Consider the following 18,690-nt stretch of genomic DNA (forward strand, 5'->3'; position numbering starts at 1 on the left):
ATCATCCTCCGCGGGCGGCGCGGGCGCCGGGAACGCCGAAGCCCCCACGACCGGTGGTCGCGAGGGCTGCCGACAGGACGGGGCTTGGGTCCTGGATCCGTGGGGGAACCGGCGGTGCGTTACTGCCGGCTGTCCGAGTTCGGCTGCACCGAGGGGCCGGGGTTGACGACCGGCTGCGCGGGAGCGGCCGACTGCGCCGTACCCGTGGTGGTGTCCGGCGCGACGGTGGTGACCGTCGTGTCGTCCTTGCCCTTCTTGTCGTCCCCCATCTCCTTCTTGAAGATGTTGATCGACTGACCGAGGCCCTTGGCGAGTGCCGGGAGCTTGGTCGCACCGAACAGCAGGATGATGATGCCGAGGATGATCAGCAGGTGCACCCCGCCGAGGCCTTGCAACATGGTGACTCCTTGGATCGAGTTCTGGTCGCCGCTGGTTCCGAGTCGCCGTCGACACGTCGGGCGGAAGTCCGTGGTGCCACCATGCTAACCCGCACACCTCCGGAAGCACAGGCGAGCGCCCGAACCGTCACCGTTCGCACAGGCAGGCCCCGCACGGCAGCACCCCCGGAGGCCGTTGCTCTCCGGGGGTGCGCACTTCCGATCGCGGGTCAAGGCACGACGGTGAAGTACAGAGTATCAGTGACCGAGATGGTCGTCGAGTGTGCTCAGGACGAAGGGCTCGCCGAGCCGCCGGACGTCGGCGTCCGTCAGCCCGCGGAGCCGGAAGTCCACCCGCTCCCCCGGCAGCAGCGTCATGAACCCGCGGTCGACGGTGCCGGTCGGGGCGAGCCGGTCGGGCTGGACGAGCAGGTCCCGCACGAGCGAGTCCGCCTCGACGACCAGGTCGTGGCCGTCCCCGTCCGCCGCGGGCGCCACCGTGGTCCGGTACCGCGCCGGCTCCCAGCGCACGTCCTTGTCCGGGGCGGCCGTCCAGACCGCGCGCCGCCAGTCCATGTCCGCCACGACGAGCTCGCGCGTCGGGTCGTCGAGGACACCCACCGACTCGGGCAGTGCGACGACCGCGACCCCGGCCTCGGACAGGCGGACCGGGAGCGTCACCTCGGCGAGGATCGTGCCCGCGACCGTCACCCGGCGGACACGCACGACGCTGTCCCGGCCGGCGCGTGCCGACCGCACGGCGACCTCGACGGGCGACTGCCCGAAGGCGCCTGGTGACACCCCGAGGGACAGCGTGTCGGACAGGGTGACCAACTCGGCCGTCCCGCCGGCGGAGGCCGACGGGACGTCGTGCGCCGCGCCTCCAGGCTGGTCGTCAGCAGCCGGGAGTGACGCATCCGCCGGAGCGGACCCGTCGTCCGGACCAGACCCGTCGACCGCACCGGACCCGTCAGCCGCTTCGGCACCAGCCGGACCCGACGCACGGGTCACCGGACGGATCGTCAGCAGGACGTCGTCGTACAGGCGGCGGAGCTCGTGCGCGAGCGGCTTCAGCCGCCCCGCCGAGTCGACCGCCGACCACGACGACACCGGCCACAGGTCGTTCAGCTGCCACAGCACGACACCCGTGTTGCGTGGCCAGTGGGTGCGCCAGTGCTCGACGCCCGTCGCGATCGCCCGCGCCTGCTGCAGTTGCGTCAGGTAGTGCCAGCGGTCGAACTCCGACGGGTCCACCGCGCCGAACCGCGGCGCGATCCCGCGGGCGAGCTTCGCCATCCCGTCGTCGGCCTTCTGGTGGTGCACGACGCCCGGCGCGTCGACGCGGAGCGGCTCGTCCGTGACGGCGTCCCGCAGGGTGCGCCACGCGGGCGGCGCCTGCCAGCCGAACTCCGACACGAAGCGCGGCACCGAGTCGCGGTAGTGCTCGTCGGACAGGCGGTTCCAGACGTCCCACGAGTGGTGCGTCTCGTGGTCGACGTCGTTCGCGAACAGGCTCTCGGAGCCGGACCACGGCGACGCGACCGTGTAGAAGCGCGAGGGGTCGACCGCGTCGACGATCGTCGGCAGCAGGTCGAGGTAGTAGTCGAGCCCCCAGCCGCGGTCGCCGAGGACCTCGCCCCAGCCGTCGACGTCGTGCAGCCAGATGTTCTCGTTGTTGCCGTTCCAGAGCACGAGCGAGGGGTGGCCCGAGAGCCGGGCGACGTTGTCCCGCGCCTCGGCGACGACCTCGCTGCGGATCGGCTCGATCTCCGGGTAGGCCGCGCAGGCGAACGCGAAGTCCTGCCACACGAGCAGCCCGAGCTCGTCGCACACGTCGTAGAACTCGTCGGACTCGTAGACCCCGCCGCCCCAGACGCGCACGAGGTTCACGCCGAGGTCAGCCGCGACCCGCAGCCGGTCGAGCACCCGGCCACGGTCGACCCGCGAGACGATGACGTCGTCCGGGATCCAGTTCACCCCGCGGACGTCGACGACGGCGCCGTTCACGACCACGTCGAAGGGCTTGCCGACGGCGTCGTCGGTGGTGTCGATCCGTGCCGAGCGGAAGCCGGTCTTCGCGGTCCGGCGGTCCAGGACCTCGCCGTCGACCGTCTGCAGCTCGACCGTGACGTCGTACCGAGGCTGGGCGCCGTACCCCCTCGGCCACCAGCGGAGCGCGTCCGGCACCCGGACGGTGACCACGGTCTCGTCGTCCTTCGGCGTGAGCTGCGCACGGGACCGCTGCCGGGTCGTGCCGCCGTCGACCGTCGGTCCGGCGACCGTGACGACGAGCACCAGGTCGTCGTCCTCGCCGTCCTGGTCGAGGTCGTTCATCCCGGAACGCTCGACCCGGATGTGGGCGTCGAGGACACCCTCGCCCGCCTCGACGTCGACGAGGGGTTGGACCTCGGCGAGCCGGGCCGTCGACCACCGCTCGATCGCGACCGGACGCCACGGGCCGCTCGTCACGGCGGTGAGTCCCCAGTCCCAGCCGAAGTTCGACGCCTGCTTGCGGACGTACGGGAACGGCTCGTCGTAGGGGCCGGGCATCGCGCCGGCGCGCGCGGCGACCCGACCGGCCTCGCGGTAGGGCGACTCGAACAGCAGCTCGAGCTCGCGCTGCCCCGCCGGACCGGGCACGTCGTTCAGGTCGAAGCGGTAGCGGCGGTGCATGTTCCGCGTGGTCCCGAGGACCACGCCGTCCAGGGCCAGCTCGGCGACGGTGTCCAGGCCGTCGCACACCAGGTCGACGCGCTCGAACCCGCGTGGGTCGACGTCGACGGGCCGCCGGTACGCCCAGTCCGCGCGGCCGACCCAGGCTGTCGCGTCCTCGTTGCGGTCGAACGTCGGGTCGGCGATCACGCCCTCGCGCTCGAGGTCGGTGTGCACCTGCCCGGGGACGGTCGCGGAGAGCGCGCGACCGACGAGGTCGGCGGGTGCCCCGCTCGGCACCTGGTCCCCCGCGATCGCCACGGTCCAGTCGTCACGGAGTTCCTCGCGCTCGAGGGTCATGCGGGTCCTTCGTCGGGTCGTCACGGGCGGCGGTCGGGCCGGGCGGTCGGCAGCGTCGAGGTCACCACCGGCGACGTGCACCGAGCACCGAGCACCGGCGACCGACGTGCAGCCCACGCCGTCGCTGATGGTAGTACGTCAGGCCGCCACGACATCGAGACAGGCCCCTCGTCGCGAGTCCCGCGCACTCGGGATGACTTCAGAAGAAATGCAATATGTTGCAGCCTCGCGACCGGCACCGTGCCGTTCGCTCGAACATGAGGAGTCCCATGCGCACCCGCACCCGCATCACCACCGCCCTCGGAGCCACCGCCGTGGCTGCGGCGCTGTCCCTCGGCGCCGCCCTCCCCGCGAACGCCGCGACCGCCGCCGCGGCCCCGGCAACCCCCGCTGCCGTGTCGTCGGCACAGTCGGTCGCCGCACCGGTCGTGCTCGGCGACGTCGAGGAGGGGCGCGACACCTTCCTGATCGGCTCCGGCGCGCCGGGCGCCCAGGTCACCGTGACCACGCTGCTCTACGGCACGGAGGAGCGGAGCTGGACGACGACGGTCGACCGCGACGGCTACTGGGAGCTGTCCATCGGTCGGTTCACCACGTACCTCCGCACCTTCGAGGTCCAGCAGCAGCTCGACGGCACCCTGTCGCCGATCACGACCTACCGCGGCTGACCCGCTCACGACGGCCGTCCTGCCCGCGAACGGCAGGACGGCCCGTCCGGCCCGCGGCGGACCGACCGGCCCACGGCGTGCCAGTCTGGTGCCGTGATCACCGTCGAGCTCGCTCGGTCCCTCCGCGACGCCGGACTCCGCTGGCACCCGGCCACCGGCGACCGCTTCGTCATCGACAAGCCCGGCGTCGACGACGACGTCTACACGGTGTCCGAGATGACCGTCGAACGGCACGACTACCCGAGCGGCACCGTGCTCGGCTTCAACGGCACGACCGAGTGGGCGCTCGACTCGGTCGAGGCGTCCGAGTCGCTCTGGCTACCGCGCGAGGACCAGCTGCGCGAGCTGCTCGGCCCGGCCTTCGTCTCGCTGACGGCGGGGTTCACGGTGACGGCGACGATCGACGGTACGGCTCGGGAGTTCCCCGCTCCCGACGCGGCACAGGCGTACGCCGACGCGCTCCTCGCCTACATCACGGCGTCACTCGCGTAGCGGGGTCGTCTCCGTCGCGGGGTCGCTCGGGGAGCCCCGGTCGGGGGACGCGCCCGGCTGGACGTTCCCGGGAAGCACGCTGGGGGCGGTTTGGTTGCATGACGTCATGACCGTTCCGAACATCACGCTCAACGACGGCAAGACCATCCCGCAGCTCGGCTTCGGGGTGTACCAGATCGAGCCGGAGAACACGAAGGAAGCCACCCTCACCGCCCTCGAGGTCGGCTACCGCCACATCGACACCGCCGAGATGTACGGCAACGAGAAGGAGGTCGGTGAGGCCATCACCGAGTCCGGCATCGACCGCTCGGAGATCTTCGTCACCTCGAAGCTCAACAACGGGTTCCACGACCCGGAGGCGGCGCTCGAGAACGGCAAGAAGTCGGCCGACCTGCTCGGCGGCTACACCGACCTGTTCCTCATCCACTGGCCGCTGCCGACCGTCTCGGACTTCGTGCCGACCTGGCAGGCCATGGAGGAGCTCTACCGCGGCGGCACCGCCCGCTCGATCGGTGTCTCGAACTTCCAGACCCACCACCTCAACCGACTCGCCTCCGAGACCACGATCACCCCGGCCGTGAACCAGATCGAGGTGCACCCGTACCTCGTGCAGGAGGAGCTCCGCGCCTACGGCCGCGAGCACGGCATCGCGACCGAGGCCTGGTCCCCGATCGCGCAGGGCCTCGTGCTCGACGACGAGACCATCACCCGGATCGCCGGCAACACCGGCAAGACCCCGGCACAGGTCGTCCTCCGCTGGCACATCCAGCGCGGTGACATCGTCTTCCCGAAGTCGGTCACCCGCTCGCGCGTCGAGGAGAACTTCGCGATCTTCGACTTCGAGCTGTCCGACGACGACATGACGGCGATCACCTCGCTCGACAAGGGACACCGCACCGGTCCCGACCCGGACACGTTCGACTACGTCCCGGCCTGACGGCCGCAGGTCGCCCGAGGCGACCCACACGACGACGGGGGGCCCGTGGCGCACGCAGCCACGGGCCTCCCGTCGTGCGTCAGGACCGCCGTGAGGCGGTGACCGTGAACTTGGCGGTCCGCACGACCTGCCGCGTCGGCCCGACCAGACGCTCCAGGAGCGGCCGGTAGCGCAGGTGCGAGTTCCAGACGCACCACAGTTCACCGCCGGACTGGAGGATCGTGGCCGCGTTCCGGAACATCGCCTCGGCCGCGTCGGTGCTCACCGTGGTGCCCTCGTGGAAGGGCGGGTTGCAGAGGACGAGCTGCGCCGAGCCCTCGTCGAGCTCGTCGCCCGCGTCCGACCGCACGACCGCGACCCGGTCGGCCACACCGTTCGCCGCCGCCGTGGCCCGCGTCGACGCGACCGCGATCGACGAGACGTCCGTCGCGACCACGCGGACCCGCGGCCGGCGCCGCGCCATCGCGGTCGCGATGACGCCGTTGCCGCAGCCCAGGTCGGCGACCGTCCGCGCCGTCGGGACCGCCTGGTCGGCGACGTCGAGCAGCACCCGGGTGCCCTGGTCGAGCGACGTGCCCGCGAAGACCCCGCCGTGTGCGACGAGCGTCATGCCGAGCTCGTCGACGTGCACCGCGCGCGGCCACGGGTTCGTCGCGTCCGCCCGCACCGCGGCGGCGCGCAGGGGGTCCTGCGCGACGAGGAGCCGCGACTTCCCCCGTCCGCGTGAGGCGGTGACCTCGCCGAAGTACCGGCGGAGCACGTCGTTCTGGGACAGCGTCATGTGCTTGGTGACCCCGCCGCACAGCAGCACCACGTCCGGGGCCGCCCACCGCGCGACGGCGCGGGCGAGTTCGTCCAGGCGGTCGTTCGACTTCGAGAGCCGGAGCAGCACGAGCCGGACGTCACGGAAGGCCTGTTCGGCGGTCTCGGCGTGCCGGAAGCCGCGAAGGCCGAAGGTGCCGGCGGCGGCCTGGAGCGCACGGACCCCGACGAGGGAGTCCTGCACCACCCGGACGTCCGAGGCGCCGTGCACCGTGATCAGCCCGAGCGTGAGCACCCCGGCCCGGTCGTCGACGACGGCGACCTCGCCGGGCTGCCGGAGCGCGTCACCGTGCACGTGCGGTGCCTCGTCGAGCAGGAACCGGTCGGTGCCGTCGATCGTCACCAGGTCCGGTCCCCCGTCGTCGGGGTCCCGCCGGAACTGGTCGGCGAAGTCAGACACGCGCATCCGGTCAGCGTACTGAGCGGTCCCTGCGCCCGGCGCTCCGACCCGTCCGTATATCAGATGTTCATCGGCGCCCGATGTCCCCTATCGTCGAGCCATCGCGGCGATCGGTCCGCGTCTGGTCACGGAACGGGAGGGGCGGGATGTTCGTCCAGGAACAGGCCTTCGGCGCCCGACCCCTGCTCCGGGACCTCGCCCGCGAGCGGCTGCGCGACGAGATCATGGCCGGCGTGCTCGCCCCGGGCACCCTGCTCGACGACGGCGACCTCGCCCGGCGCCTCCGCTGCTCGCGGACGCCCGTCCGCGAGGCGTTGTCGGACCTCGAACTCGCCGGTCTCGTCGAACGCCGGGCCAACCGGTACACCCGCGTCGCCCTGCCCCGCGCCGCCGACATCGTCCCGACGCTGCAGGCGCTCGGTCTGCTCTACGGCGGTCTGGTCCGCGTCTCGGTGCCGCGGCTCGAGGACACCGCACGGACCGCGCTCGGACGACGGATCGGGGCGCTGCTCGACACGGTCCGGCTCGGGGACTGGGACGCCGTGACGGACACGGCAGCGCCCGTCTACCGGAGCTTCATCGAGTCGTGCGACAACCCGGTGCTCTGCTCGGCGCTCCGCGGGTCGATCGACGCCCTGACCTTCCGTCTGCGGCACGAGGACCTGCCGACCGCACTGCCGTGGGACCGGATCGCGAACGGGGTCGTCGCGCTGCGGCTCGCGGTCGAGGGCAACGACGGTCGGCTGGCGGAGCGGGCGCTCTGGTCGATGCACCTGCTGCCGGATCCCGACCGGCCCGCCTGACCTGGGATCCCGGGTCCCAGCGCGCTCAGCGACGCGGCCGTTCTTCGTGGCACGACTGCGGCCGGGGCCGGACCACCACGTGTGTGGCAGCCCGGCCCCGGCCCCTGTCGAGGTGCGTCAGTGCGACGGCACGAGCGAGACCGTCGACCCCACCGGAGGAGACGTGTGATGTTCTGGATGCAGTGATGTGTCAGCCGCGCGGTGGTCGCCAGAGCACCACCTGCGTGTTCCGCTGCGGCCGCATCCCGGCACGCAGCGACACCGCCGCGCCCGTGGTCGTCGCGGCGAACACCCGCGCGCCCGGCCGGTTTATGAGCTGGTCCGCCAGCGCGGTCTCGAGCTCGCTCACCCGCGCGCGGAGCGCCCGGTTCTCGTTCTCCAGCTCGAGCACGCGACGGATGCCCTCGAGCGAGACCCCCTCGGACCCCAGGCGCGCGATCTCCCGCAGCTGCACGACGTCGCGCATCGAGTACCGACGCGAGCCCCCGCGGGTCCGCCCGGGGACGACCAGGCCGAGCCGGTCGTACTGCCGCAGGGTCTGCGGGTGCATCTCGGCGAGCTCCGCCGCCATGGCGATCGCGAAGACGGGCGAGTTCTCGTCCATGTCGGTCACGGCCTGTTCCCTTCCGTCGTCCGCGTGGTCTGGAAACCAGTCTGGAGGCCCGGTGACGGTTCCTGACGGAGCCGCACCGAGCCTCCAGTCCGGTTCGTTGCTGTGGTCGCGCAGCGTCAGCTGCGCGCCTTGGCGAGGAGGTCCTCGCGGGGATCCTCGTCCGGCAGTGCCGCGCGGAGGGCCTCGACGGCCTCGCGCTGCTTGTCCGACAGGTGTGACGGCACCGCGACCTGCACGGTCGCGAGCAGGTCACCGGTCCCACTCTTCGTCGCGACGCCGCGTCCCTTGACGCGCAGGACGCGACCGGAGGGCGTGCCCGGAGCGACCTTCAGCTTGACGGGGTCGCCGCCGAGCGTCGGGACCTGGATCGTCGCGCCGAGCGCCGCCTCGACGAACGTCACGGGGACGTCCACCCGCAGGTTGAGCCCGTCGCGCTCGAACACCGGGTGCTTCCGGACGGTGACGCTGACGACCAGGTCGCCTGCCTCGCCCCCGTCCGGACTCGGCTCGCCGCGGCCGCGCAGACGGATCTTCTGCCCGTCGGCGACACCCGCGGGGATGCGGACGTTCACCGGCCGGCCGTTGCCCTGCGAGAGCTTGACGGTGTCGCCGGCGATCGCGGTCGTGAAGTCGAGCGTCGTCGACGCGGTGACGTCACGGCCCTTGGTCGGACCACCGAAGCCGCGGAAACCGCCGGACGACTGCCCGAAGCCCCCGCCGCCACCGAACATCCCGCCGAGGATGTCCTCGAAGCCACCGCCGCCGCCCTGGCCGAAGCGGACGCGTTGCCCGCCGGCCTGCTGTCCGCCGAACATCCCGCCGAAGACGTCCTCGAACCCGCCCTGGGCGCCCGGGCCGCCCGCCGTGAAGCGGGCGCCCGAGCCCATGGCGCGGACCTGGTCGTACTCGGCGCGCTGCTCCTTGTCGGAGAGCACCGAGTAGGCCTCGCTGATCTCCTTGAAGCGGGACTCGGCCGCGGCGTCCCCCGGGTTGGAGTCCGGGTGGTACTGCCGGGCGAGCTTCCGGTAGGTCTTCTTCAGCTCAGCGTCGCTCGCCGTCTTGTCGACGCCGAGGACCTTGTAGAAGTCCTTGTCGAACCAGTCCTGACTGGCCATCGAGCCCTACCTTCCGTTCCTGGTCGTGACGAGCCGGCTCAGGCCGGGACCGCGACGGCGACCTTGGCCGCACGCAGGACACGGTCGCCGAGCTTGTAGCCCGGCTCCACGACGTCCGCGACGGTCTGGTCGGTCGCCCCCGGCGTGGGCAGCTGCACGATCGCCTCGTGCACGTTCGGGTCGAAGGTCTCGCCCTTCTCGCCGATCTGCACGAGCTTGAACTTCTCGAAACCGCCGCGGATCTTCTGCCCGATGACCTGCATCGGCCCGTCCGCCAGGTCCCCGTGCGCCTCGGCACGGGTCAGGTCGTCCAGGGCCGGGAGCAGGGCGCGGACGACCTCGGCGATGACGGCGTCGCGGTTCGCCTCGCGGTCACGCTCGACGCGCTTCCGGAAGTTCACCAGCTCGGCCTGCGCACGGAGCATGTCGGCGCGCATGTCGGCGACGAGGTCGCGGTCCTCCTGCGCCAGCTTGTCCTCTGCGATGCCGCGCGCGGCGTCGTCCAGGAGTGCCTGGTCCTCCGGGGAGAGGTCCGACTGGGGGCCGCCGGCGGCGGGGGCGTCCGTGGGAACTTCCACGTCCGGCCCCTCCGCCTCGATGAGGTCCTCGGGCTCCTGCGCGTTGGTGGCGTCGCCCTCGACCTGGGGCTCGGCGTCCTCGGGCACGTTGTCCTTGGGATCCGTCATCGTTACTTCTTGTCCTTGTCGTCCTCGTCGTCCACGACCTCGGCGTCGACGATGTCCTCGTCGTCCTGCTGCGCCTGGCCGTCGGCGGTCGGCTGCTCGCCACCGGCCGCGGCACCCGCGTCCTGCTGCGAGTAGATGGCCTGGCCGAGCTTGCCCTGCGACTCGTTGAGCTTGTCGTAGGCGGTCTTGACCGCGTCGTCGTCCTCACCCGCGAGGGCGGACTTCAGCGCGTCGACGTCGCCCTGCACCTCGGACTTGACGTCCGCGGGCAGCTTGTCGTCGTTCTCCTTGATGAGCTTCTCGATCGAGTAGACGAGCTGCTCGGCCTGGTTGCGGCGCTCGTTCGCCTCGCGACGGGCCTTGTCCTCGGCCGCGTGCTCCTCGGCCTCGCGGACCATGCGCTCGATGTCCTCCTTCGGCAGCGACGAGCCGCCGGAGATGACCATCGACTGCTCCTTGCCGGTGCCCTTGTCCTTCGCGGACACGTGCACGATGCCGTTGGCGTCGATGTCGAACGTGACCTCGACCTGCGGGACGCCACGGGGAGCCGGCGCGATGCCGGTGAGTTCGAACGTGCCGAGCGGCTTGTTGTCGCGGGTGAACTCGCGCTCGCCCTGGAAGACCTGGATCGCGACCGACGGCTGGTTGTCGTCGGCGGTCGTGAAGGTCTCGCTCCGCTTGGTCGGGATCGCGGTGTTGCGGTCGATGAGCTTCGTCATCAGGCCACCCTTGGTCTCGATGCCGAGCGACAGCGGCGTGACGTCGATGAGCAGGACGTCCTTGCGCTCACCCTTCAGGACACCGGCCTGCAGCGCGGCACCGACGGCCACGACCTCGTCCGGGTTGACGCCCTGGTTCGGGGACTTGCCGCCCGTGAGCGACTTGACGACCTCGGCCACGGCGGGCATGCGGGTCGAACCACCGACGAGCACCACGTGCGCGATGTCGTTGACGCTGACACCCGCCTCCTTGATGACGTCGTTGAAGGGCTTCTTCGTGCGATCGAGCAGGTCGGAGGTCATCTGCTCGAACTGCGCGCGCGAGATGGTCTCGTCGAGGTTGAGCGGGCCGTCGGCGGTCAGCGTCAGGTACGGCAGCTGGATGCTGGCGCTCAGCTGGCTCGACAGCTCCTTCTTCGCCTGCTCGGCGGCCTCCTTGAGACGCTGCTTCGCGATCTTGTCCGTGGACAGGTCGACGCCGTGCTCGTCCTTGAACTTCTTGACGAGGTGGTCGACGATCCGCTGGTCCCAGTCGTCGCCACCGAGGCGGTTGTCACCCGAGGTCGCGCGGACCTGGATCGTGGAGAAGTCGTCGTCCTTGCCCACCTCGAGCAGCGAGACGTCGAACGTGCCGCCACCGAGGTCGAAGACCAGGATGAGCTCGTCTTCCTTGCCCTTGTCGAGGCCGTAGGCGAGCGCAGCGGCGGTCGGCTCGTTGATGATGCGGAGGACGTTGAGTCCGGCGATCTCACCGGCGTCCTTCGTGGCCTGGCGCTCGGCGTCGTTGAAGTACGCCGGGACGGTGATGACCGCGTCGGTGACGTCCTCGCCGAGGTACTGCTCGGCGTCACGCTTGAGCTTGCCGAGGGTACGGGCCGAGATCTCCTGCGGCGTGTACTGCTTGCCGTCGATCTCGACCTTCCAGTCGGTACCGATGTGGCGCTTGACACTCGCGATGGTGCGGTCGACGTTCGTGACGGCCTGGCGCTTGGCGGTCTCGCCGACCAGGACCTCGCCGTCCTTGGTGAACGCGACGATCGACGGCGTGGTGCGGAGGCCCTCGGCGTTCGCGATGACGGTGGGCTCACCACCCTCGAGCACGCTGACGACCGAGTTGGTGGTTCCGAGGTCGATGCCTACTGCACGTCCCATGTTGTGGTGCTCCTTCTGTCGGGTGCGTGGTTGCGGAAGTCTGCGGACTTGCGTCCGATGGACTCAACCTTACTCCTGACTGGAGGCACGTCAACTGTGAACAACGAAAGTTGCGTCGACCCGGCGCAACTCACAGGAGATGGCGAGGTTCAGGTGCGCCTCGCGTGTGTGATATTTTGAATGGCACATCTGCCGTGCCGATCCATGGTGCGGCCCGACCGAAAGACCCCTCACACACATGAAGTCATTCCTTCGAGCTGCGGCCGCGACCGGCGTCGCCGCAGCCACCCTGGCCGCCGGCATCAGCTTCGGTCCGGCAGCGACGGCCGATCCGGCAGCAGTTGCCGCTGAAGCCTCCTCCGGCATGCCGGTACAGTTCGCATCCAACGAGCCGGGCTCCTACCTCGGCACGCCGTACTACGGCTACGTGGGCAGCTTCGGCACCGGTCTCAAAGCCTCGACTGCAGGAGATGCAATCAAGAACGCTGCGATCCTGCGGGCGGTGCCCACCGGGCAGACGACTGCGAACGGCTTCCCGACCTACTTCATCAAGGCTCCCAACGGCAACTGCGTCGCTCACGAGCACCGCGCTGACGACGGAGGCTCCTGGGACATCATCAAGGGGCTGAGCTGCGGGACCGTCAGGGAGAACGGTCGCTGGTTCCTCGAGCCGAGCAAGGGACTGCGACTGGAAGACGGGTACACCGTCTCGACGGGCTTCACCTCGCGCGGTTCCGGAGGGATGGCGGCGATCCGCGGGTACGCCACGAAAGCGCGCTGGGCGCTCTTCCCGGAGACGCTCGGAGTGTGGGCAAAGGCGGTCTCGGTCGACATCGAGGCCGGGACCGCGCAGCTGGCCGACGGTGTTGCGCCCCCGGCGGCCTCGTCGGTCGAGGTGTCCTACGAGGACAAGACGGGGAAGACCGTCCGGTTCGACGAGGACGTCATCGACGGCACGTGGTCGGCCTCCCTCCGGAACTTGAAGCTCGGCGTCACCACGGTGCACCTCACGGCGTTCGATGGCGCCGAGGTGGTCGCCGAGGCCGACGTCGAGGTCGACCTGCCGGTCACCCCGCTCACCGCCGAGGCCACGTTCGGCGATGAGCTCGACGAGGTCGCGACGATCTCCGGTACCGCGACCGCGGAGACCGAGGTCAAGCTCTTCCACGGCGAGAAGCAGATCGCGTCGACGACATCGCTGAAGGACGGCAGCTACTCGATCCCGGTCAACGCACCGAACATGGCGGGGGCGTTCGATCTGACCGTCACGCAGACGATCCGAGGGGAGGACGCGACGCCGAAGGAGCTGTCGATCGACTACGGCGCCGGCGTGTCGATCACCTCGCCGGCCCAGGGCGTCGAGCTCCAGCCGGGCGACCAGCTCGCCATCACGGGCGCGGCGCAGAAGTCGTCGAAGATCCGAGTCTACGAGAAGGGCAAGCCGGAAGCCATCCTCGCCGAGACCACCGCAGGCAAGACGACGGACACCTACCGCGTCGTCCTGCGCGACCTGGAGGACCGCGAGTACCAGCTCGTCGTCGACTCCCTGTCGAAGGGCTACAACCACACCACCGCGGAACTCTCGGTGAACCCGGGCAAGAGCGTCGAACTGGACCCGGCGACCGTGACCACCGAGTCCTTCACCCCCGGCAAGACGAACACGTTCGAAGGCACCGCGACGAAGGACGCGACGCTGCGGGTCGTGAACCGTTGGGGCACCGACCTGCTCGGCAAGGACGTCACGGTCAAGACAGACGGCACGTGGTCCTTCGACCGGGCCGTGTCCGCCTCGTCGACCAAGTTCGAGTTCAGGCTCGTGCAGACCAAGGGCAACCTCAGCACCACCAGCGAAGTCTTCACGATCGCCGCCGACACGGCGAACTCCCTGGTCGACCCGACGGTGACCGCACCCACCGCCGTCGTCCTCGGTGAGAACAACACCTTCACCGGCACCGCCACGGCGGACGCGAGCCTGAAGATCGTCAACGCCTCCGGCACCGACCTGCTCGGCCACCCCGTCACCGTCACTGGCTCCGGCGACTGGACCTTCGACCGCGTCGTGTCCCGCTCCGCGAAGAACTTCACGTTCTACATCGAGCAGACCAAGAACGGCACCTCCAAGAAGACCGGCCCCTACGTCATCAACCCCGCCGATCCGGCAGCCAGCCTGGTCGACCCGACGGTGACCGCACCCACCGCCGTCGCTCTCGGCGTGAACAACACCTTCACCGGCACCGCCACCGAGGACGCCAGCCTGAAGATCGTCAACGCCTCCGGCACCGACCTGCTCGGCCACCCCGTCACCGTCACCGGCTCCGGCGACTGGACCTTCGACCGCGTCGTGTCGTGGAACGCGAAGAACTTCACGTTCTACATCGAGCAGACCAAGAACGGCACCACCAAGAAGACCGGCCCCTACGTCATCAACCCCGTGACCAACTGACACCCGGATCGCACACGAGAGTGCCCCTTCCATTCGGAAGGGGCACTCTCGTTGTATATCACCGTTGGAACACCACATGTCGGTCATTAGCGTAGGTGGCACCTATCAGAACGGAGTCCCCCATGCGATCCGCCCTCTCGGTCGTTGCGATCATCGCAGCGGCCACCCTGAGCGTGGGCACGGTGCCCGCGCACGCCGATCCCGCACCACACGCCGTCGATCTCGACCTCGGCCCCGCTGTGCTCCAACGAGGGGAGACCGGCGCGGTCGACATCGGGTTCACCGAACTCGGCGGGCGACCCGGCAGCGTCGAAGGTGAGGTCACGGTCACCGTTCCCACCGGGACGACGATCCCTGCGACGGGCAACGACGCCGTCGGGCAGTACCGCAACAACGGATGGCCCACATGGCTCACGACGAACTCGGTGCGTCTGACCGACGCGCGCCTCGATGCTTCCCGGACGCACGCGACGTACCGCTTGCAGGCACCGGCCGCCTTCGACACGAACGTCCAGCTGCGGTTCGCGATCCCGGTCGAGGTCGCGCGGACTGCGCCACCCAGCGGACGTCTCTCGTACACGGCGGTCGGGACACGTGCAGGGGGCCCCACCGGCTCGTGGAGCGTGGACGGATCGACCTCGACCACCATTGCCGCAGGGCTGACGGGAGCGGACGGTCCGGCGACGGCCCTCACGCGCGGCTCGTCCACTCCCGTCCCGGTCACGGCGACCACCACGACGCCGTTCGGTGCCGTGGACGGGACCGTCGAGGTCGCCGCGCCCGCCGGCACCGTCTTCGCCCCGGGCCAGTCCACCGTCTCCGGGTGGTACGAAGAAGCAGGGAGACTCCGTCACGAGGACGGCGTGCAGCTGACCGGGGGCGTGATGCTCGAGGGTGGCAAGCGGTACCGCTGGACGTGGCACAGCGGAAGTGCCTGGTCGGTCGGCCGCGACACCCGGCTCGGGTGGGACATCGCCGTGCAGACTCCTCCCGACGCTCCGGCCGGAGCGGGACGGCTCACGGCGACGATCAGCGGCTCCGCGGCGCAAGGCCCCTTCTCGACCGAAGCGCGCACTCCGACGACCATCCCCGTCAACGATCAGGTCCTGGTCGGAGCCGACGCTCCCCCGGTCACCCTCGAAGTCGGCGCATCGACACCGGTCGAGAGCCGCCTGAGGACCACCGTCGCCACCTCGAGCCCGCTGGCCGGATCGATCGTCCGGTTCGCCGCTCCGGCCGGCACCACCCTCGCGGACGACACCGCGATCCGCGGCGGGTACCGGCTGCCGGGCGCCGGAGCGTGGACCGCGTTCGACCGCGATCAATTCGTCGACGGGGAACTGACCGACGACCGGAAGACCCTCACCTACCGGTGGGCCAGCACGGGATGGACCCTCCCGGCAGGGACACTCCTGCGGTTCACTGTCCCCGTCCGGACGCCTGAGGGCGCTGCGCCCGGTGACGGTGCACTCACGATGTCGGCCGTCGGCAGCACACCGGCCGGCTCCTTCGCAGCGTCAGCGACCACGTCGGTGACGTTCCCGGCGGCACCCGTGCTCGCTCCGGTCCACGTGCAGAACGAGCGCGTCGTCACCGGTTGGGACAACGTGCTGCGTGGTGATGCCGAGCCGGAAGCGACCCTGCGCATCACCGACCGGTTCGGTGCGGAGCTCGCCTCGGCCAGAGTCGATCCGAACGGCTCCTGGTCCGCGGTGGTTCCGGTCGCCGTGAACGCTTCCGAACTCCGCCTCGGGTTCGAGCAGACCCTCGGGAGCACCACCGAGCCTGGCGGAGCGGTCACACTGCCGGTGGTTGCTCCGCCGAGCGTGTCCTCGACGACCACGAGAATGGTGCCCGGCCTGCTCAATCACTTCGAAGGGACGGGTCCGGCACGCGCTCGGTACCGCGTGGTGAATCGATGGGGTACCGACCTCGTGCCGGGCGAATCGGACATCGCGGCGACCGGGTCGTGGCAGTTCGACCGGACGGTCTCGAACGGGGCGACCTCGTTCGCCTTCCGCCTCCAGGTGGCGATCGACGGCTGGGAGGCTCGCACGCCGGAGTTCACGGCTGCCGCCGCCGCTCTGGTACCCGCGACCGTCAGCACGACGACGGTCGTCCCGGGCACGGAGAACCGCTTCGAGGGGACCGGCACCGCGGGTGCCACGTACCGGGTGGTGAACGACTGGGGGACGGAACTCGTGCCGGGCGAGCGGGAGATCGGCACTGACCGCCGGTGGGAGTTCCGCCGCGTGGTCGACCACCGGGCACGCGATTTTCGGTTCCGCATCGAGCAACGGCGCGGTGGCCAGGTCCTGCTCTCCGACCGCTTCGTGATCCCCGCGGCGGATCGGCAGCGCACGGACGGGTGAACGTGCGACGACGGGTGCGGCCCCGACTTCGAGGCCGCACCCGTCGACGCATCGATGCACGAACGTCGTGGCTACGCCGGTGGCCCGCCGCCGGCACCGCGGTCGAACCAGCGCCAGCCGTGCCGGGGCATCACTGCGATCAGGAGGGTCGCCACGAGGAGCCCGTGCGACAGCATGGAGGTCAGGATCGACGTGTTCGACAAGGTGACGGCGCTCATCACGACGAGCACGCCGACGACCGGCACCGGGATCCCCACGCTCCATCGGTCGAGACACCGGAGCCACACGGCCAGCACTGCCGCGATGACGAAGAGCCCGACGGCGCCGAGGTTCGCGTAGCCGTCAGCGAACAGGTTCGCGTTGGCGTTCACCTGCGACCCGGGGAGCATGTACTGCCCGATCGTCTTCGTCGGTGTGGTGTCGTACGGCGACGTCACCCACAGGCGGGTGAAGGACGTCGCCCAGAGCGCCACCGGGTGGTCCGAGAAGTAGTCCGCGTAGACCGAGGTCAGCAGCCCGGGGGTCACGATGAACCGCCTCGAGAACAAGGACGTCCACGTGATGCCGCCGTGCAGCAGGTCGGCGCCGGCGCTGAGGAGCATGAGGAGCACCGGGCCCAGCAGGAGCGGTGTCCCGGACCGTGGTCGCCGACGACGGAGCACCAGTGCGATCGCGACCATCGCGGGGATCGAGAAGAGCACGGTCTTGAACCCGGTCGTGGAGTAGATGACGAACTGCCCGAGCGCGGCCAGGACGACGAGCGGCCAGACGCGGCGAGAGAACGCACGGATCATGACGTACACGTTGACGACGTAGGCCTGCCCGCTCAGCAGGTAGCCGAGCGGGCCGCCGGCGGAGAGGTCGTCCGCGTACGCCGCTCGGACGTCGTACACGTCGTCGAGGGACACGAAGTGGAAGCTGAAGCCGGTGGTCGTCGCCATGACACCGTAGGTCGCCGCCGAGTACACCGCGCAGAGCACCCACGCGAGCGCGTTCCGGTCGACGACCCGGGAGCCGATCCGGACGGTGTCGGGCGCGGTCCGTCGATCGGCTGCGGACAGGTCACCACGGGCGCTCGCGGCGCAGGCGCGGTCCCTACCCCACCGGACCGCCACGACGGCCGCCGCGAACGCGGTCGCGAGCAGGAACGAGAAGCGTGCCGCTGCTGCCGGCGTGAGGTACCCGGTGTAGCCGGCCATCAGGATCGCCGGAGCGAGGCAGACACCGAAGAGCATCCACAGCACGACGTCGGAGGCGCGGGTGATCCGCGCCGGGAGCACCAGTGCGACCCCCACCGCGATGAGCGTGGCGAGCACCCGGTCCTGCCATGGCTGCAACACCACCGTGTACCCGGCGTAGGCGAAGGGGCCGGAGATCAGCCCCGCGTAGACCGCGTGCAGGCTCGCCGCGTAGACGACGACGACAGCGGCGAGGATCGTCGGTCGCCCGAGGACCCGGGCCGACCGGAGCCCGGGCAGGTGCGTGGCGGTGCCCGTGCCGGCGCTCAGGACCGTCATCGGACCGGGTCTCCGATGAGCGTCCGGTACATCTCCACCAGGGCTCGTTCTTCGCGGTCCCACCGGAACGTCTCCCGCGCCGCCGCAGCTGCGGCGGCTCCGTGGCGGGCGAGCAGTCCGGGGTCTCCGGCGTAGTCGGCGATCGCACGCGCGACCGCTGCCGGATCGGTGGGGTCCACGAAGGTGACGCAGTCGTACCCGCGCAGCATGCGCCTCCAGAGCGGGAAGTCCGACGCCACGATGGCCAGCCCGGCCGCCATGTTCTCGAACAGCTTGGTCGGGAGGCAGTCGAGGTGGGCGGGCGTCGGCAAGAGCGTGACGACACCGATGCTCGACGCCGCGAGGAGATCGCGCGCCGCTCCGGGGGAAACCTGACCGTGGAGTTCGACCCGACCGCGCTCGACCCCCTGGTCGAAGCCGTCGACGAGAGCTGCCGGACGGATCGGTCCGGCCAGACGGAGTCGCCACCCCTCCGGGAAGGACGAGTGCAGGACGGCATCCGCGAGGACCTCCGCGCCGCGCGCGACGTCGAGTGCGCCGACGAAGGCGACGGCGGGCTCGC

Annotated in this window: 15 protein-coding genes; 6 read left to right on the forward strand and 9 right to left on the reverse strand. The window is 70.5% G+C overall.

Translation table 11 applies throughout. The features are described from left to right. Positions 1-119 precede the first annotated feature (119 nt). A complete protein-coding gene (gene tatA, locus HUN59_RS16465) occupies positions 120-398 on the reverse strand; it encodes a twin-arginine translocase TatA/TatE family subunit (RefSeq protein ID WP_058740778.1) in 279 nt (92 codons plus the stop codon). A gap of 237 nt (positions 399-635) precedes the next feature. Continuing rightward, on the reverse strand, positions 636-3,389 hold the full coding sequence (locus tag HUN59_RS16470) for a glycoside hydrolase family 2 protein (protein ID WP_174778981.1): 2,754 nt from the start codon (positions 3,387-3,389) through the stop codon (positions 636-638). A gap of 269 nt (positions 3,390-3,658) precedes the next feature. Between HUN59_RS16470 and HUN59_RS16475 the strand changes: the two genes are divergently transcribed. The 3 genes from HUN59_RS16475 (at position 3,659) to HUN59_RS16485 (ending at position 5,486) form a co-directional block, all read left to right on the forward strand. After that, the gene (locus HUN59_RS16475; protein WP_174778982.1) at positions 3,659-4,057 is read left to right on the forward strand and encodes a hypothetical protein; all 399 of its coding nucleotides are present in this window, start codon (positions 3,659-3,661) and stop codon (positions 4,055-4,057) included. Between the two features lie 93 nt (positions 4,058-4,150). Then, entirely contained in the window at positions 4,151-4,549 is a 399-nt protein-coding gene (locus tag HUN59_RS16480; RefSeq protein WP_058740781.1) for a hypothetical protein, read from the forward strand. 106 nt (positions 4,550-4,655) lie between these two features. After that, positions 4,656-5,486, forward strand: coding sequence for an aldo/keto reductase (locus HUN59_RS16485; RefSeq protein WP_144803088.1), 831 nt, complete (start codon positions 4,656-4,658; stop codon positions 5,484-5,486). Positions 5,487-5,565: 79 nt separating this feature from the next. Here HUN59_RS16485 and HUN59_RS16490 read toward each other — a convergent pair whose 3' ends face one another. Continuing rightward, the gene (locus HUN59_RS16490) at positions 5,566-6,714 is read right to left on the reverse strand and encodes a class I SAM-dependent methyltransferase (protein WP_174778983.1); all 1,149 of its coding nucleotides are present in this window, start codon (positions 6,712-6,714) and stop codon (positions 5,566-5,568) included. 140 nt (positions 6,715-6,854) lie between these two features. Between HUN59_RS16490 and HUN59_RS16495 the strand changes: the two genes are divergently transcribed. Further along, positions 6,855-7,511, forward strand: a complete 657-nt coding sequence (locus HUN59_RS16495; protein ID WP_174778984.1) for a GntR family transcriptional regulator — start codon at positions 6,855-6,857, stop codon at positions 7,509-7,511. Positions 7,512-7,701: 190 nt separating this feature from the next. Here the strand turns inward: HUN59_RS16495 and HUN59_RS16500 are convergent, their stop codons facing one another. The 4 genes from HUN59_RS16500 to dnaK form a co-directional block, all read right to left on the reverse strand. After that, positions 7,702-8,115 carry a heat shock protein transcriptional repressor HspR gene (locus HUN59_RS16500; protein ID WP_174779534.1) on the reverse strand — a complete coding sequence of 138 codons (414 nt, stop codon included), beginning with the start codon at positions 8,113-8,115 and terminating at the stop codon, positions 7,702-7,704. A 125-nt stretch (positions 8,116-8,240) separates the two neighbouring features. Further along, positions 8,241-9,239 carry a DnaJ C-terminal domain-containing protein gene (locus HUN59_RS16505; protein WP_058740786.1) on the reverse strand — a complete coding sequence of 333 codons (999 nt, stop codon included), beginning with the start codon at positions 9,237-9,239 and terminating at the stop codon, positions 8,241-8,243. A gap of 38 nt (positions 9,240-9,277) precedes the next feature. Continuing rightward, positions 9,278-9,925, reverse strand: a complete 648-nt coding sequence (locus HUN59_RS16510; protein WP_174778985.1) for a nucleotide exchange factor GrpE — start codon at positions 9,923-9,925, stop codon at positions 9,278-9,280. 2 nt (positions 9,926-9,927) lie between these two features. After that, positions 9,928-11,796, reverse strand: a complete 1,869-nt coding sequence (gene dnaK, locus HUN59_RS16515; RefSeq protein WP_058740787.1) for a molecular chaperone DnaK — start codon at positions 11,794-11,796, stop codon at positions 9,928-9,930. A 238-nt stretch (positions 11,797-12,034) separates the two neighbouring features. On the opposite strand from dnaK, the gene HUN59_RS16520 reads away from it, so the two are divergent. Together HUN59_RS16520 and HUN59_RS16525 are read left to right on the forward strand one after the other, a co-directional pair. Beyond that, positions 12,035-14,239: a hypothetical protein gene (locus HUN59_RS16520; protein ID WP_174778986.1), complete on the forward strand. Its 2,205-nt coding sequence runs from the start codon at positions 12,035-12,037 to the stop codon at positions 14,237-14,239. 122 nt (positions 14,240-14,361) lie between these two features. Then, complete coding sequence (locus tag HUN59_RS16525; protein ID WP_174778987.1) at positions 14,362-16,611, forward strand: hypothetical protein; 2,250 nt, start codon at positions 14,362-14,364, stop codon at positions 16,609-16,611. Positions 16,612-16,682: 71 nt separating this feature from the next. Here HUN59_RS16525 and HUN59_RS16530 read toward each other — a convergent pair whose 3' ends face one another. Then, complete coding sequence (locus HUN59_RS16530) at positions 16,683-18,128, reverse strand: hypothetical protein (protein WP_174778988.1); 1,446 nt, start codon at positions 18,126-18,128, stop codon at positions 16,683-16,685. After that, on the reverse strand, positions 18,125-18,690 hold a 566-nt coding region (locus tag HUN59_RS16535; protein WP_174779535.1), incomplete at its 5' end, for a glycosyltransferase. The genes HUN59_RS16535 and HUN59_RS16530, both read right to left, overlap by 4 nt.

This window comes from Curtobacterium sp. Csp2, from assembly GCF_013347165.1.

Coding starts and splice junctions, on each gene's coding strand:
- HUN59_RS16490 (WP_174778983.1), bottom strand. CDS start 6,714: ATGCGCGTGTCTGACTTCGCCGACCAGTTCCGGCGGGACCCCGACGAC.
- HUN59_RS16475 (WP_174778982.1), top strand. CDS start 3,659: ATGCGCACCCGCACCCGCATCACCACCGCCCTCGGAGCCACCGCCGTG.
- HUN59_RS16470 (WP_174778981.1), bottom strand. CDS start 3,389: ATGACCCTCGAGCGCGAGGAACTCCGTGACGACTGGACCGTGGCGATC.
- HUN59_RS16505 (WP_058740786.1), bottom strand. CDS start 9,239: ATGGCCAGTCAGGACTGGTTCGACAAGGACTTCTACAAGGTCCTCGGC.
- HUN59_RS16485 (WP_144803088.1), top strand. CDS start 4,656: ATGACCGTTCCGAACATCACGCTCAACGACGGCAAGACCATCCCGCAG.
- HUN59_RS16525 (WP_174778987.1), top strand. CDS start 14,362: ATGCGATCCGCCCTCTCGGTCGTTGCGATCATCGCAGCGGCCACCCTG.
- tatA (WP_058740778.1), bottom strand. CDS start 398: ATGTTGCAAGGCCTCGGCGGGGTGCACCTGCTGATCATCCTCGGCATC.
- HUN59_RS16495 (WP_174778984.1), top strand. CDS start 6,855: ATGTTCGTCCAGGAACAGGCCTTCGGCGCCCGACCCCTGCTCCGGGAC.
- HUN59_RS16510 (WP_174778985.1), bottom strand. CDS start 9,925: ATGACGGATCCCAAGGACAACGTGCCCGAGGACGCCGAGCCCCAGGTC.
- HUN59_RS16520 (WP_174778986.1), top strand. CDS start 12,035: ATGAAGTCATTCCTTCGAGCTGCGGCCGCGACCGGCGTCGCCGCAGCC.
- dnaK (WP_058740787.1), bottom strand. CDS start 11,796: ATGGGACGTGCAGTAGGCATCGACCTCGGAACCACCAACTCGGTCGTC.
- HUN59_RS16530 (WP_174778988.1), bottom strand. CDS start 18,128: ATGACGGTCCTGAGCGCCGGCACGGGCACCGCCACGCACCTGCCCGGG.
- HUN59_RS16500 (WP_174779534.1), bottom strand. CDS start 8,115: ATGGACGAGAACTCGCCCGTCTTCGCGATCGCCATGGCGGCGGAGCTC.